The 21,299-nt window shown below is 58.9% G+C and carries 22 protein-coding genes and 1 pseudogene; 17 read left to right on the top strand and 6 right to left on the bottom strand.

Annotation, left to right across the window (positions count from 1 at the left end; genetic code table 11):
- From PH552_RS02420 to PH552_RS02385, 8 genes are all read left to right on the top strand, one after another.
- Window positions 1–1,554 carry an ABC transporter ATP-binding protein gene (locus tag PH552_RS02420; protein WP_183764502.1) on the top strand — a complete coding sequence of 518 codons (1,554 nt, stop codon included), beginning with the start codon at window positions 1–3 and terminating at the stop codon, window positions 1,552–1,554.
- Entirely contained in the window at window positions 1,551–2,219 is a 669-nt protein-coding gene (locus tag PH552_RS02415) for a cysteine hydrolase family protein (RefSeq protein ID WP_183764505.1), read from the top strand. The genes PH552_RS02420 and PH552_RS02415 overlap by 4 nt, the downstream gene beginning before the upstream one ends.
- On the top strand, window positions 2,212–2,565 hold the full coding sequence (locus PH552_RS02410; RefSeq protein WP_113248669.1) for a cupin domain-containing protein: 354 nt from the start codon (window positions 2,212–2,214) through the stop codon (window positions 2,563–2,565). The genes PH552_RS02415 and PH552_RS02410 overlap by 8 nt, the downstream gene beginning before the upstream one ends.
- Window positions 2,562–4,361 carry an allophanate hydrolase gene (gene atzF, locus PH552_RS02405; protein ID WP_285165443.1) on the top strand — a complete coding sequence of 600 codons (1,800 nt, stop codon included), beginning with the start codon at window positions 2,562–2,564 and terminating at the stop codon, window positions 4,359–4,361. The genes PH552_RS02410 and atzF overlap by 4 nt, the downstream gene beginning before the upstream one ends.
- Before the next feature lie 600 nt (window positions 4,362–4,961).
- The gene (locus PH552_RS02400) at window positions 4,962–5,843 is read left to right on the top strand and encodes an NmrA family NAD(P)-binding protein (RefSeq protein ID WP_183764507.1); all 882 of its coding nucleotides are present in this window, start codon (window positions 4,962–4,964) and stop codon (window positions 5,841–5,843) included.
- A 27-nt stretch (window positions 5,844–5,870) separates the two neighbouring features.
- Window positions 5,871–6,245: a hypothetical protein gene (locus tag PH552_RS02395; RefSeq protein ID WP_183764510.1), complete on the top strand. Its 375-nt coding sequence runs from the start codon at window positions 5,871–5,873 to the stop codon at window positions 6,243–6,245.
- A gap of 68 nt (window positions 6,246–6,313) precedes the next feature.
- Window positions 6,314–7,030: an SDR family oxidoreductase gene (locus PH552_RS02390; protein ID WP_183764513.1), complete on the top strand. Its 717-nt coding sequence runs from the start codon at window positions 6,314–6,316 to the stop codon at window positions 7,028–7,030.
- Between the two features lie 109 nt (window positions 7,031–7,139).
- Window positions 7,140–7,601, top strand: coding sequence for a MarR family winged helix-turn-helix transcriptional regulator (locus PH552_RS02385; RefSeq protein WP_183764539.1), 462 nt, complete (start codon window positions 7,140–7,142; stop codon window positions 7,599–7,601).
- A gap of 38 nt (window positions 7,602–7,639) precedes the next feature.
- On the opposite strand, the gene PH552_RS02380 is transcribed toward PH552_RS02385, so the two are convergent.
- The 5 genes from PH552_RS02380 to PH552_RS02360 form a co-directional block, all read right to left on the bottom strand.
- On the bottom strand, window positions 7,640–8,389 hold the full coding sequence (locus tag PH552_RS02380; RefSeq protein WP_183764542.1) for a haloacid dehalogenase type II: 750 nt from the start codon (window positions 8,387–8,389) through the stop codon (window positions 7,640–7,642).
- Between the two features lie 108 nt (window positions 8,390–8,497).
- A complete protein-coding gene (locus PH552_RS02375; protein ID WP_183764545.1) occupies window positions 8,498–9,253 on the bottom strand; it encodes a helix-turn-helix transcriptional regulator in 756 nt (251 codons plus the stop codon).
- A gap of 151 nt (window positions 9,254–9,404) precedes the next feature.
- Window positions 9,405–9,779 carry a VOC family protein gene (locus PH552_RS02370; RefSeq protein ID WP_113248662.1) on the bottom strand — a complete coding sequence of 125 codons (375 nt, stop codon included), beginning with the start codon at window positions 9,777–9,779 and terminating at the stop codon, window positions 9,405–9,407.
- 45 nt (window positions 9,780–9,824) lie between these two features.
- A complete protein-coding gene (locus PH552_RS02365; protein WP_113248661.1) occupies window positions 9,825–10,631 on the bottom strand; it encodes an AraC family transcriptional regulator in 807 nt (268 codons plus the stop codon).
- A 585-nt stretch (window positions 10,632–11,216) separates the two neighbouring features.
- The gene (locus PH552_RS02360) at window positions 11,217–12,116 is read right to left on the bottom strand and encodes an AraC family transcriptional regulator (RefSeq protein WP_285165442.1); all 900 of its coding nucleotides are present in this window, start codon (window positions 12,114–12,116) and stop codon (window positions 11,217–11,219) included.
- Between the two features lie 170 nt (window positions 12,117–12,286).
- Between PH552_RS02360 and PH552_RS02355 the strand changes: the two genes are divergently transcribed.
- Entirely contained in the window at window positions 12,287–13,240 is a 954-nt protein-coding gene (locus tag PH552_RS02355) for an aldo/keto reductase (protein WP_113248658.1), read from the top strand.
- A 119-nt stretch (window positions 13,241–13,359) separates the two neighbouring features.
- Here the strand turns inward: PH552_RS02355 and PH552_RS02350 are convergent, their stop codons facing one another.
- Window positions 13,360–14,583 (bottom strand): multidrug effflux MFS transporter, encoded by a 1,224-nt coding sequence (locus tag PH552_RS02350; RefSeq protein ID WP_112342032.1) that lies wholly within the window; start codon window positions 14,581–14,583, stop codon window positions 13,360–13,362.
- Window positions 14,584–14,776: 193 nt separating this feature from the next.
- On the opposite strand from PH552_RS02350, the gene PH552_RS02345 reads away from it, so the two are divergent.
- The 8 genes and pseudogenes from PH552_RS02345 (at window position 14,777) to PH552_RS02310 (ending at window position 21,297) form a co-directional block, all read left to right on the top strand.
- Window positions 14,777–15,427 (top strand): TetR/AcrR family transcriptional regulator, encoded by a 651-nt coding sequence (locus PH552_RS02345; protein ID WP_285165441.1) that lies wholly within the window; start codon window positions 14,777–14,779, stop codon window positions 15,425–15,427.
- An 18-nt stretch (window positions 15,428–15,445) separates the two neighbouring features.
- Window positions 15,446–15,700, top strand: a pseudogene (locus PH552_RS02340) (PIN domain-containing protein); the annotation flags it as partial.
- A 265-nt stretch (window positions 15,701–15,965) separates the two neighbouring features.
- Window positions 15,966–16,550, top strand: coding sequence for a TetR/AcrR family transcriptional regulator (locus tag PH552_RS02335; protein ID WP_112342034.1), 585 nt, complete (start codon window positions 15,966–15,968; stop codon window positions 16,548–16,550).
- The gene (locus PH552_RS02330) at window positions 16,547–17,377 is read left to right on the top strand and encodes a DMT family transporter (protein WP_285165440.1); all 831 of its coding nucleotides are present in this window, start codon (window positions 16,547–16,549) and stop codon (window positions 17,375–17,377) included. The genes PH552_RS02335 and PH552_RS02330 overlap by 4 nt, the downstream gene beginning before the upstream one ends.
- A 365-nt stretch (window positions 17,378–17,742) precedes the next feature.
- Complete coding sequence (locus PH552_RS02325; RefSeq protein ID WP_112342035.1) at window positions 17,743–19,068, top strand: ABC transporter substrate-binding protein; 1,326 nt, start codon at window positions 17,743–17,745, stop codon at window positions 19,066–19,068.
- A 101-nt stretch (window positions 19,069–19,169) separates the two neighbouring features.
- Window positions 19,170–20,138, top strand: a complete 969-nt coding sequence (locus PH552_RS02320; RefSeq protein WP_285165439.1) for a carbohydrate ABC transporter permease — start codon at window positions 19,170–19,172, stop codon at window positions 20,136–20,138.
- Window positions 20,135–21,088 (top strand): carbohydrate ABC transporter permease, encoded by a 954-nt coding sequence (locus PH552_RS02315; protein WP_112342037.1) that lies wholly within the window; start codon window positions 20,135–20,137, stop codon window positions 21,086–21,088. The genes PH552_RS02320 and PH552_RS02315 overlap by 4 nt, the downstream gene beginning before the upstream one ends.
- The gene (locus PH552_RS02310; protein ID WP_112342038.1) at window positions 21,085–21,297 is read left to right on the top strand and encodes a hypothetical protein; all 213 of its coding nucleotides are present in this window, start codon (window positions 21,085–21,087) and stop codon (window positions 21,295–21,297) included. Before PH552_RS02315 ends, PH552_RS02310 begins: the two co-directional genes overlap by 4 nt.
- Window positions 21,298–21,299: the final 2 nt, after the last annotated feature.

Genomic DNA, 21,299 nt, shown 5'->3' with positions numbered 1-21,299 from the left:
GTGAGCATAATTCGCGATACCCCTCTTCCCAAAGCCGGCAAGGCGGTCGGCATCGAGACGCACGACATGACCATGCGTTTCGGTAGCTTCACAGCACTGGACCAGGTATCCGTGAGTATTCCTGCAGGTAGCTTCCACGCGCTGCTCGGCGAAAACGGCGCGGGGAAATCGACGCTCGTCAAATGCATCATGGGTTTCTATCACCAGACCTCAGGTTCCCTGTCTGTGGACGGCCACGAGGTGGCGGTCGCCTCCCCGAAGGATGCAGCTACTTATGGTCTCGGCATGGTTTACCAGCATTTCACGTTGGTGCCGTCGCTGACAGGTGCGGAAAATCTCGTCATCAGCCGTGCCGAAGTACCCGCTATTATCAACTGGGCAAGAGAGCGTAAGGCGCTCGCCGCCTTCATGGAGCGGATGCCCTTCAAGATCCCGCTCGACCGGCGGGTCAGCGAGCTTGCCGCCGGCGAAAAGCAGAAGCTCGAAATCGTCAAGCAGCTTTATCTTGGCCGCAGCTTCCTCGTGCTTGACGAACCAACCTCCGTGCTGACGCCGGCGGAGGCAGATGAGATGCTCGGCCTGGTGAGGGGCATGACCGAACGCGGCGAGCTAACCGTTTTGATGATCAGCCACAAATTCCATGAGGTGACGAAATTCGCCGATGCGGTCTCGATCCTGCGACGTGGCAAGCTTGTCGGTGGCGGCAAGGTCGGCGAACTCTCAACGGCGGATATGGCGGCGATGATGATCGGCGACATCAAGCTTGCCGAACTCGACACGCGCGTTCCTGTCACTGATACGGCCAAGCCGGTATTGCAGGTGGACCAGGTCAGGGCGCCCGACCGCTCCGGCCTGAAGACGATCGAGATCGACAAGCTGACGGTGCGTTCCGGCGAGATTGTCGGCATCGCGGGCATTTCCGGCAATGGCCAGAAAGAACTCACGGAAATTCTCGCCGGGCAGCGGCCTACCGAGGCTGGAGCAATCAGCGTCAACGGCGAGATCTACGGTGCGACGCGGCCCGAGACACGAAAGAACAACGTCCGCTTCATTCCGGAAGAGCCGCTGCAGAATGCCTGTGCGCCACGCATGACCGTCAGTGAGAATCTCGCCTTCCGCACCTTCGACCTGACGGAGACCGGCACTGAGGCGATCTGGCTAAACAAAGGCCGGATGAAGAAGCGCGCGACATCGCTGATTTCCGACTTCAAGGTGAAGACGGCATCATCGTCCTCGCCGATCGCGGCCCTTTCCGGCGGCAATGTTCAGCGTGCCGTGCTGGCGCGGGAGCTGACGGGTTACGTTGATCTGTTGATCGTCTCCAATCCCTGCTTCGGCCTCGATTTTTCCGCCGTCGCCGAAATCCGTGCCCGTATCATGCGTGCCCGTAACGCCGGGGCGGCTGTGCTGCTTTTTTCGGAGGATCTCGACGAACTTCTGGAAATGTCGGATCGCATCATGGTGATCTCCGAAGGCAGGCTCGTCTACGAAACACCGGCGCAGACCGCCGATATCTCGGTGATTGGCGCACATATGGCAGGACATCACGGATGACGGATATCAAGGCTCAACCGTTCCCCTTTCCGCTGCAACGCGAGGTCGTGGCATTGATCGTCATCGACATGCAGCGCGATTTTGCCGAGCCCGGTGGCTTCGGCGCCAGCCTCGGCAATGATGTCAGCCGCATCACGAAGATCATCCCCGACGTCAAGCGGCTGATTGCCGGTTTCCGTTCAGCAGGCCTGCCAGTGATCCATACGATGGAATGCCACAGACCTGACCTTTCCGACCTGCCGCCTGCCAAGCGCGATCGCGGCAATCCCTCGCTCAGGATCGGCGATCTCGGACCGATGGGCCGCATCCTGATTGCCGGCGAGCCTGGTACCGCGATCCTTCCCGAGCTTACACCCATCGATGGCGAGATCGTCATCGAAAAGCCTGGCAAGGGCGCCTTTTATGCCACCGAACTCGGCGATATCCTGAAGAGCAAAGGCATCAAACAGCTCGTCTTCGCCGGCGTCACCACGGAGGTTTGCGTCCAGACCACCATGCGCGAGGCCAACGACCGCGGCTATGAATGCCTGCTCGCCGAAGAAGCAACCGAAAGCTATTTCCCCGAATTCAAGTCTGCCGCGATCGCGATGATCCGAGCACAGGGCGCTATCGTCGGCTGGACAACGCATATCGATGACATTCTGGAGGCCATCAACCATGCCTGAAACGACGCGCGAACTGTTGACGGCCGGTGGCTGGAAAGAACTGGAATTCGGCCCCTTCCGACCTGACGTGACGATCCACTGGATCCGTCCCTTCGAAGGCGACCAGCCGGGCGTGGCACTGCTGAAATACGAGCCCGGAGCTTCGGTGCCGCGCCATCGCCACGAAGGGCTCGAAACCATCCTGGTGCTCGAGGGCACCCAATCCGACGAGGCCGGCGACTACGGCAGGGGCAGCTATGTGGTGAATGCTGCCGGCACCGAACATTCAGTCTGGAGTGACACCGGTTGCGTCGTGCTCATCCAATGGGACCGGCCGGTCAGAATATTGGAAGAGGAAACTGCGTGATCAGTCCCGCCTTCGACATTTCGTCCCTACATGCCTTCTACGCAGGCGGCGGCACCGTTGCTGCGATCGTAGAGGCCGTTTTTGCTCGCATTGTCGACGTCGACGATCCCGGCATCTTCCTGCACCTTGCCGACAGAAAGAGCCTGTTTGAACAAGCGGCGGCTCTCGGAACTTTTGACCCCACGACAAAACCGCTCTGGGGCATTCCCTTTGCCGTAAAGGACAATATCGACGTGGCCGGCATGCCGACGACCGCTTCGTGCCCCGACTACGCCTATATGCCTGATACCGATGCCACCGTTGTTCGCCTATTAAAAGAGGCCGGCGCTCTGGTAATCGGCAAGACTAATCTCGATCAATTCGCAACTGGCCTCGTCGGTGTCCGCACTCCGTATCCGGTTCCGCGCAATGCCATGGATGCCGATTTGGTGCCAGGCGGATCGAGCTCCGGTTCAGCCGTGGCAACGGCGCAGGGCATCGTCAGCTTCGCGCTCGGCACGGATACTGCCGGATCCGGTCGTATTCCAGCCGGCCTCAACAATATCGTCGGCATGAAACCCAGCCTCGGCGCATTGTCGACAAGCGGTGTCATTCCCGCCTGCCGCACGCTGGATTGCGTTTCAATCTTCGCGCTGACGGTCGACGACGCCTGGCGGGTGTTCGAGGTTGCCGCATGTCACGATGCCGAGGATGCCTATTCGAAAACCATTCCGGCCAATGGTTTTGGGCAAGCGCCGCCGGTCCTGACCATCGGCGTGCCCGCCAAAGCCGACCGGCTGTTCTTCGGTGACGCCGTCATGGAAGCGGCCTATGACGATGCCTTGCGCATGTTGACGAAACTGGGGCATCGCCTGGTGGAAGTACCGTTTGGCGATTTCTACAAGGTGGCAAACCTGCTTTATGAAGGCGCCTGGGTGGCGGAGCGCTATGCGGCGGTCAAGGATTTCTTCGACGCCAGGGAGGTAAGTTTCCATCCCGTCACGCGCGGGATTTATGGCGGCGCCAAACAGCTTTCGGCCGCGGATGCCTTCAAGGGCCTCTATGCGCTGCAGGCCCTGAAACAGAAGGTTGCTCCACTGATCGCATCGGTTGATCTCTTCTGCGTACCGACCGCGCCGACACATTACACACGTGCCGACCTCGAGGCCGAACCGATCCGCGAAAATTCGCGTCTCGGCACTTACACCAACTTCGTCAATCTGCTCGACATGTGCGGCATCGCCGTGCCGGCGGGCATACGCAGCGATGGTCGTCCAGCCAGCGTGACCCTGCTGACAACTTCAGGACGCGACGGCCTCACGGCTTCGCTTGCCCGTGACATTCACGCAAGCAGCGGCTTGACGCTCGGCGCAACCGGATGGCTGCAGCCGAAGCCGAACGATACGATCAGCGTTGACGAAGCCGGGCTGATCGACATCGCGGTCGTCGGTGCCCATCTCTCCGGCATGCCGCTGAACGCACAACTCCTTGCTCTCGACAGCCGCTTTCTGCGGAAAGCACGAACATCGGATTGCTATCGGCTTTATGTCTTGCCGGGGCAGATGCCGGCAAAGCCGGGGCTTATCCGTGTTCCACAGGCGACAGGCGGTCAAATCGATGTCGAAATCTGGCAAATGACGCCGGCCGCGTTCGGCCAATTCGTTGAGGCCATCCCCTCACCCCTCAGCATCGGTACGCTTTTTTTATCGGATGGTACGTCGACCAAGGGATTTCTGGTCGAAGCCGCCGCCGTCGCCGACGCGGCGGATATCACGCATTATGGCGGATGGCGCGCTTATGTCGCTGCGACGGTGTAAGGCTTCGAAGAAGCGCTGATAGTGCGCCGCTGCGCATCTAAAGAAATCTTTACCGTGAGCGGATCACAACCAAAATCGATCAAGCGGGTTCAGCGCATGCACGATCTTTTTCTGCAGATCCATTTTTCAGATAAAGACCAAGATAGACCAGTGGCTTACGCAGAACCCCATTTATGCAAAGATACGGTGTGACAACGAGCCGCCCGATACGCTCGTTGCCATCCCTACTGGGTTTCGTCATCGTGCCGCCAGCCCTGTCTTCTAAATTTTCTTCACCTTCGCTTATGTACCGCTCGTCGGCGTTGCACTGGGATGGACATTGCTGGGAGAGCTTCCGGAGACGGCGGCTTGCCTAGGCATGGCGGAAGGCCATGCCAATTCACGGTACCTGTTCCTGGGCCGAATTCTCCTGTAAGCGGTGGCCTTGACCGGAATGGAACCCGCGACCACCGGGTCATTCGACGCCTTCAATGACGGTTCGCGGTCGCTCCAAAAACGAACCCCTCAAAAATGCAAACGCTTCCTATTGACGATAGGAGTATATGCTCCTATTTTCATGCATATAAGAGCATATGCTCTCATTAGCGAAGGAGCGAGATTATGAGTGAGGCTGAGGTACTTGTAAGCGGAGCAACCGGACGGACCGGCGGTGCCGCGATCAATGAATTACTTAAGATGGGCAAGTCGGTGCGCGCCTATGTGCGTTCGGACGATGAGCGGGCGACGGCCCTTAGGCAGCGGGGGGTTGATATCGCCATCGGCGACTTCACTCATATAGACAACATCCGTGCCGCCATGGAAGGTGTCCGATCAGCCTATTTCCTTCATCCCATCTCACCGGGCATCCTTGGCGCTGCCGCCTACTTTGCACAAGCAGCAAAAGAGGCCGGCGTGACTGGAATCGTCAACATGTCGCAGATTTCGGCGCGTCGTGAATCGACGAGCCATGCGGCGCAGGACCATTGGATTTCCGAGCGGGTCTTCGACTGGTCCGGTGTTCCGACGACGCATCTCCGCCCGACCTTCTTTGCCGACTGGCTCGTCTATCCGCATTTTGCAAAGGAGATATGGGCCAGGAAAAAGATCGAGTTTCCGTTTGCCGATGGGCGCCATGCACCGATCGCGACCGATGACCAAGGGCGGGTGATCGCGCATCTTTTGGCAAATCCGCAGGGGCATGAAGGCAAGATTTATCCCCTCCATGGACCGATCGAGATGAACCATACCGAGATCGCCGCCGCCATGAGCGAAGTGCTTGGCGCAAAGATCGACTATGCGCCGACGTCGATCGATGTGTTCAAGGACAAGATGGAAAATCTCTACAAGTTTCCGCCTTTCCTCGTGCAGCACCTGGTCGAAGTCGCCCAGAACTATCGCGATGGCATCTTTGCGGGCACGAACGATGCCGTTGAGAAAATCACCGGAACGCCAGCACTCTCGGTCCAGCAATTCATCGCCAACAATCGTGCCGCCTTTGCGTGAGCAACGTCGAGGTAAGGAGTTTGAACAATGTCGAATATTCAGGGCGAGCGTCATCCGTTTCTGGACGACCTGACTGCGGACGCGGAGCTGACCAGTTCCGTGCTGCGAGGTCCCGTCGTCGGACGCGACGAGATCAAGCTGGCCGTCAACGCGGTCGGGACCTTCTACGCTTCGCAGGACCCCACGTTCCTCGAGACCGTCGGCGCGCGCCTTTTTCTTGAATACGAGGCGGTTCTGACAAGCGGGGAGAGGCTGAACGCCACCGTCGTCGTCGATCGCAACTCGGATGGTTCGGTGCCACGCGTCAGTGTGCGGATGAGCCCGCTTGGTGCTGTGTTGTCTCTTGCCGCCAATCTTCGCGAGGCACTGTCCGGCCAGTTGCCGGAAGACCTTTTTCTTTAAACCAGACGCCCGCAGGCGGGTATCGATACCGGATGCCCTGACCCGTGGCTTTAGAGAGGTAATTTGTCATGGATGTCACCAACGCCACCGTCTTCATCACCGGAGCTAATCGCGGCCTGGGCCTCGCCTTCGCACGCGAAGCCCGTCGTCGCGGAGCAAAGAAGGTCTATGCCGGCATGCGCAATACGAACGGCTTCGGCGAACCAAGCATCATCCCCGTCCGGATCGATGTCACGGATAAGGCATCGGTCGCCGCAGCAGCGGAACTGGCGACGGATACCGATCTGCTGATCAATAACGCGGGCATCGCTACCCTTATCGACGGGCCTCTGGCAAACGATATCGAAGAGCAGTCGCAGCGTCTATTTGATACCAACTATTATGGCGTCGTCCGCGTCACGCAGGCTTTCGAGCCGATCCTGTCGGCCAAGCCGCGTGCTGCCATCATCAACGTGCTATCCGACATCGTGTGGCTCCCGCGGCCCGTTTTGACACCCTATGCTGCATCAAAGGCGGCGGCATGGAGCTTCACGAACCAGCTTCGCTTTCACCTTCAAGATCGTAACATCCAGGTTCTCGGTCTGCATGTGGGTTTCGTGGATACCGACCTGACCAATGGCATCGATGTGCCAAAAGCGAGCCCGGGGGATGTGGTGCACCAAACCTATGAAGCGCTCGCCGCCGGCAAGAGCGAGGTCATGGCTGACCAGGGAACAGTACTGCTGAAGAGCACACTCGCTGCCGAGGTACCCGGCTATATCATGCCGCCGCCAGGATTGTTCTAAGCGCTGAGATGGTGGAGAAACGCCAAGCCGCGAGCTATGTGATGCGAAGACCTTGGACTTTACGCCATACGGCCCGCGGACGACAGTTAGGATTCGAAAGGAAAGCGACATGTTGTCGGCGAACCAACCGCTTGGAATCGATCAATGCAATTGCTCCGCAATGAGAAAGGCGAGCCGACAGATCACGCGGTTCTATGATGCCCATCTTGAGCCGGTCGGGCTGCGTATCACGCAGTTCCTGACCCTGGCTGCTCTCGACGAAGCTGGCGGTGCCGCTGTCAACGCGCTCGCGGAACGGCTCGATATCGAGCGGACGGCGATGGGAAAGATGGTTGGCTTCCTGGAGCGCGACGGTTTCGTCATGATCAAGCCATCACCCGCAGACGGTCGAGTTCGTATCATTGAACTCACGGACGAAGGCCGACGCTTGCATGAGAGAGCGGCTCCTCTTTGGCAGGATGCGCAGCGAGAATTCGAGCGACTAAATGGTACCACCAAGGTTGCAACGCTCCGGCACAGCCTGAAAGAGATCGTCGTCGGTGACTTGCCGGCTGTCTCATCCGGAGACTGAGCCTTCGGAAGAGACCCGCCACCTTTCATCAGGCGCCATTATGTCGGAGGGGCAGGAGCCTCTGCGCTATCCATCGCGGCTCGATGCGCTGCAGCGAACTCCGACAGCGAACGGAAGTGACCGGCAACTTTCGGAGGATTATCAGCCTGTTTAGTCGCTCCTTGGCCTTCCATCCCAAATCGCCGATCAATCCACACGCTGTTCAGGCCCATTTGCGTGGCCGGTACATGGTCGTGGTATAAACTTTGCGCTACATGCAGGAGCTCGGCTTTTTCAACACCTAGATCTTGCTGCAGCCGCGAGAAAAGAAACCGGAAGTTCTTCGGATCCGGCTTGTAACTGCCAATATCTTCGGCCGTGTAGACGGCGTCAAAGGAAACACCGAGCTTACGTCTCGAGGCGCTGAAGCCTTGGAGATCCACATTGGAAAGCACAATCAGATAGTAGTGTTGTTTTAGATAGGCGAGCGCTTTCGCTGAATCTGGGAACGCCGGCCAATCTGGCACCGAGGCGCCGAATCGTTCGTGCAAATCGGAGTGTACAGTTAAACCCCAATGCCGAGCGAGCCTTGCATGAACCACCGCCAAGAGCGTGGCGTAGTTTAGGGATGGTGTCTCGGCTTCCTGTGCCGTCTCAATCTCCCCATAAGTTTCCAGTGCCTCCTTGCGCCCGATTTCACGGCCTCCGGTGCTCAACAATGGCTGCAGGGCGTTCCAGATGCCTGTCTCCCAGTCAATCAGCGTTCCATAGACATCGAAGGACAGGGCCTTAAAACGGGTCAAATCCATATTGTTCATCCTCTCGCGCGGGTCTTCGTAGCGCTACGATAGCGATGGATGCCGGAGAAGAGATGTGCCGGGACTCTGAAAGATCACGCCAAAACTCTGATTTTCACATCAGGAACGCTCCGCACTGCTGGCGACGCGGAATGCGCCTGGCGACATACCAAAACGTCCCTTGAATAGACGGCTGAACGCTGAGACATTCTCATAACCGGCGGCATAGGCAATTTCAGAGATGCTATCGCGCGTGAAGATCAGCCGCTCCACCGCTGCATCAAGCCGTTGGTCTATTTCATACTGTCTGGGAGAACGACCGGTCGCCGCCTTGAACAACGCATGAAAATGGCTCTGGCTAAGGCCTGCCTCGCGCGCCATGGCACCGACGACTGCCTTGCCGTTGCGAGTACCGAGATTGGCCGCAATGCACTCGATCCTGCTCGACGCCTTCGATTGCGGTTTCGGAACCGGCGTCGGACGGATAAGATGCAAGCCGCTTAATGCCAACATTGCGGCATCATACGCACAACGCCCATCCGCATCGATTTCAGCACCGATCTGACGGAAGATGCGCCAAAGCCAGGGCTGCACGTGTGAGACGAAGGGGCCATCTCCTCTCAGCAGAGCCGGCGCGTCTTGCCCTTCGTCTTCCCGAAGTTCGACATCAGCGACTAACAGGTTGCAATCACCGCTTGGTACGAAATCGTGGGAATATCCCTTAGGGATGACGGCGACTGTCCGCCCTGTGACGATGCCCGATGCCCCCTCCATTGCGACCTTCATCACCCCCTGCAGAGGGACGAGGACTTGCACGTGGTCGTGATAATGGCAGCCGCGACCATGATAACGCCTGACCTCGAGATTAATGTTCAAGACTCTCTCCATGACTCTGCCGTTACCGCGGAGGAAATAGTCAAACTAGCGGTAAGGCAAACGAATAGGCCCAATGTTCTTTCTCCACCTCCGGAGACGCATTATCCGTCGCTATCATGGCACGAGGCCCATGGCAGTACGCACGCCTATCTCATTTCGTCGGGGGAGTTCGTGCCGTCAGCTTGTTTCCGTCAGGGTCGCGAAGATACGCAACGAATGCTCCGTTCGGACGCTCCGTAGGCGGGCTCTCGATCGCCGTGCCGCCATGCTCAGTACCGGCGGCATGCCACGCGCGAACATGGTCGGGGGTCGCGGCGGCTATCCCGATCGTCCCGCCGTTGGCAGCGGTCGCCGGCTTACCGTCGATCGGTGTCGTGATCATCAGCCGGCCCCCCTCGTGCTCGTAGATCAGCCGGCCTCTCGCGTCCATTTCACCGGGCTTGCCCCCCAATGCAACGAAGGTGGCGTCGTAGAAACGTCTGGCGCGCTCCAAGTCGTTGCTGCCGATCATGACGTGCGTGAACATGCTTCATCTCCTGTGGGGGTTTTTTGTAAGGACATTCCCTGAGGTTTAACGCTCGAAGTTCTTCAAATATTGGGCCGGCGATGCGCCGAGCGCTTTCTTGAACATAGTAATGAACGCAGACACGGATTCATACCCGAGGTCACCCGAAACCCGCTGCACCGTCGCCCCGGCTGCAAGGCTTCGGATTGCGATGATCAATTGCAACTGCTGTCGCCACCGGCCGAAGGTCAAGCCAGTCTCCCGCTGAACAAGACGAGCGAGGGAATTCTCGCTCATTGCCACTCGCTTTGCCCATTGTGCCATCGTACTTCGGTCAGACGGGCTATCGACCAACGCCGATGCGATGCGGTCGAGGCGAGGTTCATCTGTCAGTGGTAAGTGCAGATGTTCCACCGGCATCTGTGACAAAGCCGATAGAAGCAGCGTCGTGATTGTATCGGCATTAGCCGTCGCGATTGGGGATCCGTCAGCCATCTCGATGATGAGCTCTCTGACAAGCGGAGAAAGCGAAAGCGTGCAGCATCGGTCCGGCAGATCGGCGGCGCCTGGCTCGATGAACAGAAAGAACAGACGCGCATTGGCGGTCGCCACGTTGCTGTGCAGCATCCCTGCCGGAACCCAGACGCCGCAATGCGGCGGCACCATCCACATCCCGCTCGGAACACGACATGTCACTCCTCCCCGCGACGCCATGACGAGCTGCCCCTTTCGATGGTGATGCTCGGGTGCCTCGCGTTCGTTCTGCGACACGTCGATCCTCACGGCGTGCGCTCGCGCGGTCGACTTCTCGAGATCCTGGTCGGCGAGGGCTTCAGAAAGGGATAACCGCGCCTGGTGGGATTTAGCGATCATGTGAGAGTATATCTAAATTCATCGAACGGCTTTGTCGATAGAGTCATCCGAAAGAGTTCGGAGAATGACGATGGCAGTTCAAGAGCGCGACCCTCACTGGTGGCTTGATGTTTTACCGAGTGGAATTCGACGCCTTTGGAAGCGCTATGGCAGGCCTTCCATCTTGCCTCGACAATGTGCGCGTGTCGGATCCGGCCGCATAGTCAATGCGCGAAAGGCCATGAAAGCCTTCCTTGTGAAGGTCCGCGGGTTACTTTGCCGCTCGTCACCGGCCGCTGCCGCAGTTTCGTGTGCAGATCCGCTTGAAGCCTATATGCATGCCTGCATTGTGGCTCCGTTCTTTTGCTACGTCCCGCCTTCCATCTACGGACTGACTGCCTCCGATGATGAACGGGGCATCGCCCAGGTCGATTCTCACCCGGGAGATGATGTGAGAGCGCTCGATCGGCTGTCACCGCCGAAAACCTGATCTTTTCATTGAAGACATTTCTGGCGGCCATGCTTGCCTGAAAGCAGCGGGTTTCGTTGACGCCGGTGACAAAGGGAGAAGTGCCTTGCACCTCGACGCTCGCCGATAAGCTGAACTCAAGCGACCACTGCCAAGCCCGGGGAAGCGCGCAAGCGGGCTATGTCGCGCGCCGGCGGCTCTCCAAAGTGGCGGCGATATTCGCGAGTGAACTGCGACGGACTTTCGTAACCTACGCGGAAGGCGGCGGTCGTGGCGTCGATGCCCTGGACCAGCATCAGGCTGCGCGCGTCCTGCAGCCTGAGCTGCTTCTGGAATTGCAGCGGCGTCATCGCCGTCACGGCGCGAAAATGCTCGTGCAGGCTCGACGGGCTCATGCCTACTTCCGTGGCAAGCCGCTCGATGCTGAACCGTTCCCGGAAGTTCTGCCCGATCCAGGCAATAGCGCGGCCGACCTGGGCCACCCGACCCTGGCTGGAGGTGATGTTGCGCATCCTGGCGCCGTCCGGGCCGGCGAGCAGACGATAGAGAATTTCCTGCTCGGCAAGCGGCGCGAGCACAGGCAGCGCGGCCGGATCATCGAGCAGGCGCAGCAGGCGTAGGACCGCGTCGAGCAGATCGGTGCCAGCTTCGGACACCGTCTTGCCCATAGGCGGGGATGGCACTCCCGGCGGCGGCGGTACGCGCGACGCCAACTCGCCCAGCATGACCGGATCGAAATCGAGATACAGGCAGAGATAGGGGTTGTCGGGCGTCGCCTCGACCACATGCCCTATCACCGGCAGGTCGTAGGTCACGATTCCATAGCGTCCCGGTGCATATTGGAACACGTGGTCGCCCAGCGTGACCTCCTTGTATCCCTGCGCGACGAGGCACAGTTGCGGCCGGTAAACATTCGGCATCGGCATCGTCACCGTGGAGGATCGAACAAGTGTCACGCGTTCGATGGGGGTAGCGCGAAAGCCATCCCTCGAGATGTGTCGGGCAATTATAGTCGAGATTTCGGTCAGTATTTCCATGGATGGGACCATCGCACGCGCGCAGCGGGACGGCAATGCGAACCGCGGCTTCTGGAGGATTGGGCAGTAATTCCGGGGCATCAGGCTAACGTTTCCGCGCCACCGCGCATCACAATGTCAGGGCGTCTGGGTCACAGCATACCTGGCCGCGGAACAAGTATGGAGCAAACATGACAATCGATAATCTGAAGACCCCAACCGTCGCACTCGGCACCTGGGCCTGGGGCGACAGCGGCGAGACCGGCAACGGCTACTTCGGCAGCAGCCTCACCCAGGCTGGCCTGGAAGAGGTCGCGGACAGGGCACATGCGGCCGGGTTCACCCTATGGGACACCGCCATCGTGTACGGCATGGGCCGTTCAGAAACCGTGCTCGGGGAGGTACTGAAGCGCTACGCCCGCAGCGGCTATCAGCTCTCCACGAAATTCAACCCGCGGATCGCGGCAACCGGCGACGATCCCGTAGCGGACATGCTGGAGCGAAGCCTGGCCAACCTCGGCACCGACTACATCGACCTCTACTGGATTCACAATCCAGCCGATGTGCCGCGGTGGACTCCGCATCTGATTCCATTGCTGAAAAGCGGGAAAGTCAAACATGTCGGCGTCTCGAATCACAATCTGCGCGAAATCAAGCTCGCCGACCAGATCCTGGGCGAAGCCGGATTCCGGGTCGAAGCCATCCAGAACCACTATAGCCTCCTCTACCGCAGCTGTGAGCATACTGGCATCCTGGACTACTGCCGCGACCAGGGCATCCCGTTCTTCGCCTATATGGTGCTCGAACAGGGCGCCCTGACCGGCAAGTACAGCCTGGAGACCCCGCTGCCGGAAGGCAGTAGCCGCGCGAAGATCTACAACGGCATGCTGGCTCAGCTGAAGCCCCTGACGGACAAGCTCGCCTCGATCGGAGAGAAGCAGCGTGCGGCAGCGCCCGATATCGCGACGGCATGGGCCATCGCCAAGGGCACGACGCCGATCATCGGCGTCACCAAACCCCATCATGTCGATGGCCTGGTCCGAGCCAGCGGCATCACCCTCACCGGCGACGACATTGCAGAACTGGAAACCCTTGCTGACGCCGCTAACGTGAATACGCGCGGCTTCTGGGAACAGGAGATGTAGGTCCGCGGCTCCGCTGTCCGAAGATTTCGGAGCCGCTCCGAAAGGCGCACGTCGCTCGCGCTGAAGAGGCCTCAGTGCGAGCGGCCTGCACAAGGTGCTGCGATCGGTGGCAGCATGATCTATTCAGCCGCCACCACGTGCCTGCTCTTCAGCACTGCCACCGAAAGGAGGAACACGATGGCCGCGCAGATAGCGATGACGACCACCATCGGTCTCGCCGTACCGTCCATGAACATGCCACTGACGCCGACCACCAGCGCCGATGTCATGAACTGGACGGTCCCCATCATCGCCGAGGCCGTGCCAGCGATGCGACCATGATGTTCAAGCGCCAGTACCGCCGCATTCGGCACGATCATTCCAAGGAAAGCGTAGCCCGCAAACAGGAAGGCCGCCATGATGTCGAGGTGATCGACTCCACCGGCCATCAGGACAGCCAGCGCCACCATCGTCAGCGCATAACCAGAAACCGCGCCGCGGATTACCTTGCGCAAACCAATCCGGCGGGCAAGCCAGCCGTTCATCTGCGACATGCCGATGAAGCCAATGGCGTTCACCGAAAAGACCACGCTGTAAAAGCTCGGAGAGAGCCCGTAATGGCCGATGAGCACGAAGGAGGAGTTGGCGACATAGATCATGTAGCTCGACATGCCGAAGGAGGCCATCAGCACCAGACCGAGATAATACGGGTCCCTAAGGAGTGTTCCATAGGCTTTCAATGCCCCGCCGAGGCTGCTTTCACTGCGCGCCGCAACCGGACGGGTCTCCTCAAGGAAAAAGCGACCCGCGACGAAGCCGACAGCGCCGGCGAAGACCATGACCCAAAAGATCAGCCGCCAGTTCCCGAACACTGTCACGATGCTGCCCGCGAGCGGCGCCAGGATGGGTGAGATACTGAAGACCAGCATAAGCCGCGACATCAGTTGCGCGGCGGCGGCCCCCGTATGCAGGTCGCGCACGATGGCGCGGGCAATCACGACGCCGGCACAGGCGCCGGTGCCTTGGATGAAACGGAAGGCGACCAGCCAGCTGATATCGCTGGAGAGCGCGCAGCCGATCGCGCCGAGGATGTAGAGCGCCAGGCCGACATACAGAGGACGCTTGCGGCCAAACATGTCCGACAGTGGCCCATAGACAATCTGCGACACGGCCATGGCGGCGAAGAAGGAAATCAGGCTCGCTTGAACTGCATGGCTGTCAGCGTGAAGATCCAGACTGATCGTCGGCAACGCAGGTAGATACATGTCGAGGGCAAAGAGACCCACGGCTGAAAGAAGGCCAAGGACGATGGCGTGGTGGGAGCCGCCGGCTCCAGGGGATGAAACGGAATCCTTGCTTTGCACGGAAAAAACCTTTCCCGCACACCATTCCCCGGACGAAGCAAAGTCTCATACAAAAAGCATGTGACGGGGATTGAGTGGGCGATTATAGATGGGACGGCGGAAAGACGGAGATGGTTCCAACGCATAGCTCGTCATTCCTGTAAAATATTTTGGACAGTATTGTCCAATTGGTCAAGTCCTATATGGTGGTGTCATGAAAACTTCGCCCGCAGTGGCTTCTTCCGAGACAGAGAGTCCGCCCGCCACCAGCAAACGTCAGGCAATCCTCAACGCGGCCGCCGACGTTTTTGCCGAGGACGGGTTTGCGGCCGCGAGCATCGATGCCATCGCGGCAAGAGCCGGCGTGTCGCGTCAGACGGTGTACAATCAACTCGGCGACAAGGATAATCTGTTCAAGGTTGTGGTTGCGGAGATCACCGAGAAATCGAGCGCAGGTTTCTTTCGGGTGTTGGACACATTTCCTGTCGCACCTGTCGATCTCGAAAAGGAACTGGCTGAATTTTCAGCGCTTCTCCTGCGCAAAGCGGTTTGCGATCCGAATGGCCGCTGGCTGCGCAAGCTCGTCGAAACCGAGGGCAGCAGATTTCCCGAACTGTTTGAGACCTGGAAGGAATACGGACCCGGCAAGAAATATCCCGCCATCGCGGCTCGCCTGGCGCAGCTCGCACTGGCAGGTCATCTGGACATAGAGGATCCGGCACTTGCCGCGCGTCAGTATATGGCGCTGCTCGCAACAGATCTGCGGATCAACCAGCAGATCGGCCGCCCGACGCCAGAGGAAGAAGTCGACCGTATGGCAAGGGAGGCAACGAAGACCTTCCTGCGCGCATTCGGCAAGCGCTGACGGCATCGCGGCCGCAGTATCGTGGCATCGCAGCGCAATGTCGGAGAAGAAGTCGGCGCGCTGATTTCAGGTCTCGGCTTCGAGATCGTGTCTGTGACAGCAGCCTCCGCTCGCCGGGTCGCCGACGCTTATCGTCGATGCGGCAAAGGCTTTCATCCAGCTGCGCTGAACCATGGCGATTGCTTTTCCTATGAAGTCGCAAAAGAGCATGATTGTCCGCTGCTTTATGTTGGCGAGGATTTCGTGCGGACTGACGTGCGCCCAGCTCTTTAGCAGCTCTATCAATGGGGATGGGATTAGACTTCGTGCTGGCAAGCATCGCGATGTTGCAGATCAGCCGGCAGCGAGTCAGCCAAGGGGCGCCGCTAGGTCCGAGCGTTAATTTCGATGCAGATCCCCGAATCTGGCAAAACTCATTCCGTCAACGTGATGTAGTGGGTGTCAGAACTTCCGCGATATTTGCGCTTGCAATCTCCGTTGACCAAACCCGGCAAGCCGTATATGAGTGAGACAGGTCTGTATCACATAGAGCTTCGCCATGCCGCTCCGAGCCGACGCTGCCGAAAAGCGCCAACACATCGTTGAAACCGCCTACCGCCTTTTCAAACGCGACGGCTTCCATGCCACCGGCATAGACAAGATCATCGCCGAGGCCGAGGTCGCCAAGATGACCATGTATCGGCACTTTCCGAGCAAGGACGGGCTGATCGTCGAGGTTCTGGACTGGCGCGCGGAACGGTTCAAGCGGCAGCTCGACCGGCTGTCGGAAGCGGCGATGACGCCGCACGAAAAGATCACAGCGGTTTTTGACTGGCACGAACGCTGGTTCGATAGTTCCAATTTTCACGGTTGTCTGTTCCAGCACGCCCTTGCCGAGTTCGGGGAGCCAGCCCATGCCGTGTTCGAAGCGGTCACGCGACAAAAGCACGATCTGCGACAGCGGCTCCGAGACATTCTGGCGCAATCTCTACCGCCTGATCGCGCCGAGCACGTTGCAACAACGCTGTTCATGCTGATCGAAGGTGCAACGGTGCTCGCCCATATGGGGCAAGGCAAAGCCGCGATCGTCAGCGCCCGAAGGGCTGCGGCCGATGTTCTAGCGTCAGCGGGACTGGCTCAATGAGCGCGGTTATCATCGGCCTTGCCCTGTTCGCCGCGATCCTGCACGCGGCATGGAACGCCTTCTTGCGCAACGGCGGCGATCGGCTGTGGACCGTGACAGTCATGAGCTTCGCCAGCACGATTTTCGCGCTCCCGTTCCTATTCATCTACCCTATACCGGCGCCGGGCGCCTGGCTTTACATCGTTCTTTCGGCGGTTCTTCAGGTTGGATACAGCGTTTTCCTCGTTGCGGCCTATCGTAACGGCGAGTTGGGACAGGTCTATCCGATCGTGCGAGGAACCGTGCCATTGCTGGTGACATCAGGCGGCTTCATCATCACTGGCGACGAGCTCAATCTCTACCAGATTGCCGGCGTCGTCCTTGTGGCCGCGGGAATTATGAGCTTGGCGCTAGGGAAAGGGCGAGCCTCTACCTCGTCCATTTTATTCGCGCTGGCGACGGGTGCGATCATCGCCGCCTATGCGACCGTCGATTCCATCGGAGTGCGGCAAACCGGACGAAGCGGGGCCTACACGGCTTGGGTGCTTGTCCTCTATGGAGCATTTCTGCCGATGGCGTTTATCTTCCTGCGTCGGCGGCTCGTGGTCGATTTTCGTGCAGCCGACACATGGAAGGCGCTTGGGGGCGGGCTGGTCGCGATGGTCGCCTATGGCGTCGTGGTTGCGGCCTTTGGCCTCGGGCCGGCCGGCCCAATCACGGCGCTGCGGGAAACGAGTGTTGTATTTGCTGTTCTGATTGGCTGGATGTTTCTCGGTGAAGCCCTGACCGCTCGGCGTACTCTCGCCTGCATCATTGTTGCTGCCGGCGCAATCCTGCTTGGGCGTTGAATCCCGTCGCGAGATTCCCCCACACCGTCCAAAAATACCGATTGGATTTGGGAGTGGCGAACCGGCTCTTCGAGTTATCCTGTTTGGGCGCTACGCTGTCGGACAGGTCCTCCTCAGCACTTGCCGTTGCTGCCCTGCAGAAATGCCCCTCCCCGGCCACCGAAATCGTTAGTTGCCGTAACTTCGCGAACTGTCCTTTCCATATGTGCGACATAGCAACGATTGCCACTTGCAATGTTTATAAAAATGTATTTCACTAAACATATTGCTAAACATGAGGATTGAGGAATTCATGTAGGCATTCTCTGACATTGGTGGACTTGCGTGGTCGGCGGGGAGCCGGCCTTTGGTTCTGGGAGGAACTCATGCAGAAGACATTGAAAGCCCTTCTCGGGCTGGGCTCGGCGTTTGCCATGTCGCTGGCGCTGCCCAATATTGCAAAAGCCGATCAATTGACGCTGTGCTGGGCCGCCTGGGATCCTGCAAACGCACTCGTCGAGCTGTCGAAAGACTTCACCGCCAAGACCGGAACGGAAATGAAATTCGAGTTTGTCCCATGGACGAGCTATGCGGATCGTTTCCTCAACGAATTGAATTCGCATGGAAAGCTCTGCGATCTGATCATCGGCGACAGCCAGTGGATCGGCGGATCGGCGGAAAACGGCCACTACGTCAAACTCAACGACTTCTTCGACAAGGAAGGCATCAAGATGGATGACTTCGTGCCGGCGACGGTCGTCGGTTACTCGGAATGGCCGAAGAACACCCCGAACTACTGGGCGTTGCCTGCCATGGGGGACGTGGTTGGCTGGACTTACCGCAAAGACTGGTTCGAGCGGCCGGAACTGCAGAAGGAATTCAAGGAGAAGTATGGTCGGGATCTCGCAGCCCCGAAGACTTACGATGAGCTGAAGCAGATCGCCGAATTCTTCCAAAAGCGTCAGATCGACGGCAAGACCGTCTACGGCGCTTCGATCTACACCGAGCGCGGCTCTGAAGGCATCACGATGGGCGTGACCAACGTGCTCTATGACTGGGGCTTCCAATACGACAACCCGGACAAACCCTATGAAATGAATGGCTTCGTGAATTCTCCGGATGCGGTAAAAGGCCTGGAATTTTACAAGTCGCTCTATGATTGCTGCACGCCGCCCGGCAGCTCCAACGTTTATATGGTGGAGTCCGCCGATGCCTTCAAATCCGGCCAAGTCGCGATGCAGATGAACTTCGCCTTCACCTGGCCGGGTCTCTACAAGGACGAAAAGGTCGGCGGCGACAGGATCGGTTTCTTCCCCAATCCAGCTGAAAAGAAGCATTTCGCACAGCTTGGCGGACAGGGCATCTCGGTTGTCTCCTATTCCAACAAGAGGGACGCCGCTCTGCAATACATCAAGTGGTTCGCCCAGCCTGACGTCCAGGCCAAATGGTGGAAACTCGGCGGCTACTCCTGCCTGAAATCGGTCGTGAACGCCCCGGACTTCGCGTCCAGCCAGCCCTATGCCCAGGCGTTCCTCGACTCGATGGCAATCGTGAAGGATTTCTGGGCCGAGCCGAGCTACGCAACCCTTCTCCAGGACATGCAGAAGCGTGTCCATAACTATGTCGTGGCCGGCAACGGCACCGCTAAAGAGGCGCTCGATGGCCTCGTGAAGGATTGGAGCGAGGTCTTCAAGGACGACGGCAAGATCTAGTGTCCGCCTGGACGCACAGCATCCTTACCCGAATGGCGGCCCGGATCGCCAAGACTGCCGGGCCGTCACGTGTCTCACTTACGCAAGGACCAGGTGATACCTTGAATATTTCCTCTTCCTCCATGGTCGAAAAGGCAGCGGACGCAACGGCAAGGGCGACGCCCACATCGGTCGCTCGCCGTGTCCGCGGCCTATCCGATCGAGCGATTGCCTGGGTGTTTATCGCCCCAACCATCATCCTTCTTCTTGCCATCGACATCTTCCCGCTCATCTGGGCAATCTATCTCTCATTCACGAATTATCGCGCCAACCGTCCCAATGCGCCGGTCCAGAATGTCGGATTGAGCAATTACGAGCGCGTCCTGACCGATCCTGATATCTGGCAGGCTATGCAGACGACAGCGCACTTCGTGTTCTGGACGATCCTACTGCAGACGGTGATCGGCTTTACGCTCGCTTATCTCATCGACCGCAAGTTTCGTGGTCACGCGTTCTGGACGACGCTGATCCTGATCCCGATGATGCTGTCTCCGGCCGTCGTCGGCAATTTCTGGCGCTTCCTCTATGAACCGCAGATCGGTCTCTTCGCCTACGCCGTTTCCCTCGTCACCGGCATCCCGACGGCCAATATCCAGATGCTCGGTAGCGTCTCGCTTGCTCCCTGGGCAATCATCATCGTCGATACCTGGATGTGGACGCCTTACGTCATGCTGATCTGCTTGGCAGGCCTGCGTTCCATCCCCGACTACATCTACGAGGCTGCCGAGGTCGACCGCGCCTCCGCGTGGCGGCAATTCTGGTCGATCACCGTGCCGATGGCGCTGCCCTTCATCATGCTTGCCGTGCTTTTCCGCGGCATCGAAAATTTCAAGATGTTCGACATGGTCACGCTGTTGACGGGAGGCGGTCCGGGTTCGACGACGGAGGTTGCCTCCATCACATTGAAACGCGCCGCCTTCGAGAGCTGGGCGACGGGAAGGGCATCGGCTTTCGCCATCGTCCTCTTCGTCGCCGTTTTCGGCCTCGCCAACATTTACGTCAAGGCACTGAACAAGGTGAAGCAGCGATGAGTTCTGTCACCTCAGCCCATTCGGTCGTCGAGCCGAGCCCGACCAGTAAGCGCATCGCCGGCGCCATCGTGATCCTCTATGCCCTGATCACCATGATACCCCTGGTCTGGATCTTTCTGACCAGCATCAAATCACCGCCTGATTCCATCAGCTATCCGCCAAAGATCGTCTTCTCTCCGACGCTGGAGGGTTATTGCAACCTCCTGACGACGAGAACGCGGCAAACGCCGGAATATATCTCCGCACTGCCCGCACCAACCGGCACCTGCGACGAGGTCACCCGCAAGCGGAACATGGTGATTGCAGGGCCCTCGAATTTTCTGCCGCGCTTTGGCAATTCGCTGGTGATTGCCTTCGGCTCGACGTTCCTCGCCGTTTCGCTGGGAACGTTGGCCGCCTACGGCTTCTCGCGCTTCAGGGTTCCGCTTGCCGACGACCTTCTGTTCTTCATCCTGTCAACGCGCATGATGCCGCCTATCGCGGTCGCAATTCCAATTTATCTGATGTACCGCGAGCTCGGTCTTTCCGACACGGCAGTCGGCATGATCTTGCTTTATACCGCGGTCAACGTCTCGCTCGCGGTCTGGCTGCTCAAGGGTTTCATCGACGAGATCCCACGGGAATATGAGGAAGCCGCAATGATCGACGGCTACACTCGCCTGCAGGCCTTCTGGAAAGTCGTCTTGCCGCAGGCAACCACAGGCATTGCCGCCACGGCGATCTTCTGCCTGATCTTTGCCTGGAATGAATATGCCTTCGCGGCATTGTTGACCTCGGGCGAGGCCCAGACGGCACCGCCATTCATTCCGACCATCATCGGCGAAGGTGGCCAGGACTGGCCTGCTGTCGCGGCAGGAACGACGATCTTCCTGATCCCGATCCTCCTCTTCACGATTCTCCTGCGCAAGCAGCTCTTGCGTGGCATCACCTTTGGAGCGGTCCGCAAATGACGCATCTCATCGAAACACCGCCGCCATCCAGGCGGAAGCGTCCCCTCTTTCTGCGCCGCGGCCCGATGGAGAACATCGCGACCACGCTGATCGCGATCGGCTTCCTCATGCTATTCCAACCCTTCCTGCTGGTACTCTACAGCTACTCGCTGGTGACCCTGCTTGCCGGCACGGCCATGTTCATCATCGTCTCGAAGTTTCCGGAGTGAGC

The sequence above is a fragment of the Rhizobium aureum genome (genome assembly GCF_030182495.1).
Taxonomy (GTDB): domain Bacteria; phylum Pseudomonadota; class Alphaproteobacteria; order Rhizobiales; family Rhizobiaceae; genus Rhizobium; species Rhizobium tropici_C.
This window is presented reverse-complemented; position numbering and strand designations above follow the sequence as displayed.

Excerpts from the sequence above, each read along its gene's own strand:
- PH552_RS02380 (WP_183764542.1), bottom strand. The coding sequence starts at position 8,389 with ATGGATTTGACCCGTTTTAAGGCCCTGTCCTTCGATGTCTATGGAACG.
- PH552_RS02365 (WP_113248661.1), bottom strand. The coding sequence starts at position 10,631 with ATGATCGCTAAATCCCACCAGGCGCGGTTATCCCTTTCTGAAGCCCTC.
- PH552_RS02370 (WP_113248662.1), bottom strand. The coding sequence starts at position 9,779 with ATGTTCACGCACGTCATGATCGGCAGCAACGACTTGGAGCGCGCCAGA.
- PH552_RS02360 (WP_285165442.1), bottom strand. The coding sequence starts at position 12,116 with ATGGAAATACTGACCGAAATCTCGACTATAATTGCCCGACACATCTCG.
- PH552_RS02400 (WP_183764507.1), top strand. The coding sequence starts at position 4,962 with ATGAGTGAGGCTGAGGTACTTGTAAGCGGAGCAACCGGACGGACCGGC.
- PH552_RS02310 (WP_112342038.1), top strand. The coding sequence starts at position 21,085 with ATGACGCATCTCATCGAAACACCGCCGCCATCCAGGCGGAAGCGTCCC.
- PH552_RS02390 (WP_183764513.1), top strand. The coding sequence starts at position 6,314 with ATGGATGTCACCAACGCCACCGTCTTCATCACCGGAGCTAATCGCGGC.
- PH552_RS02335 (WP_112342034.1), top strand. The coding sequence starts at position 15,966 with ATGCCGCTCCGAGCCGACGCTGCCGAAAAGCGCCAACACATCGTTGAA.
- PH552_RS02410 (WP_113248669.1), top strand. The coding sequence starts at position 2,212 with ATGCCTGAAACGACGCGCGAACTGTTGACGGCCGGTGGCTGGAAAGAA.
- PH552_RS02385 (WP_183764539.1), top strand. The coding sequence starts at position 7,140 with ATGTTGTCGGCGAACCAACCGCTTGGAATCGATCAATGCAATTGCTCC.
- PH552_RS02345 (WP_285165441.1), top strand. The coding sequence starts at position 14,777 with ATGAAAACTTCGCCCGCAGTGGCTTCTTCCGAGACAGAGAGTCCGCCC.
- PH552_RS02330 (WP_285165440.1), top strand. The coding sequence starts at position 16,547 with ATGAGCGCGGTTATCATCGGCCTTGCCCTGTTCGCCGCGATCCTGCAC.
- PH552_RS02325 (WP_112342035.1), top strand. The coding sequence starts at position 17,743 with ATGCAGAAGACATTGAAAGCCCTTCTCGGGCTGGGCTCGGCGTTTGCC.
- PH552_RS02415 (WP_183764505.1), top strand. The coding sequence starts at position 1,551 with ATGACGGATATCAAGGCTCAACCGTTCCCCTTTCCGCTGCAACGCGAG.
- PH552_RS02395 (WP_183764510.1), top strand. The coding sequence starts at position 5,871 with ATGTCGAATATTCAGGGCGAGCGTCATCCGTTTCTGGACGACCTGACT.
- PH552_RS02315 (WP_112342037.1), top strand. The coding sequence starts at position 20,135 with ATGAGTTCTGTCACCTCAGCCCATTCGGTCGTCGAGCCGAGCCCGACC.
- PH552_RS02355 (WP_113248658.1), top strand. The coding sequence starts at position 12,287 with ATGACAATCGATAATCTGAAGACCCCAACCGTCGCACTCGGCACCTGG.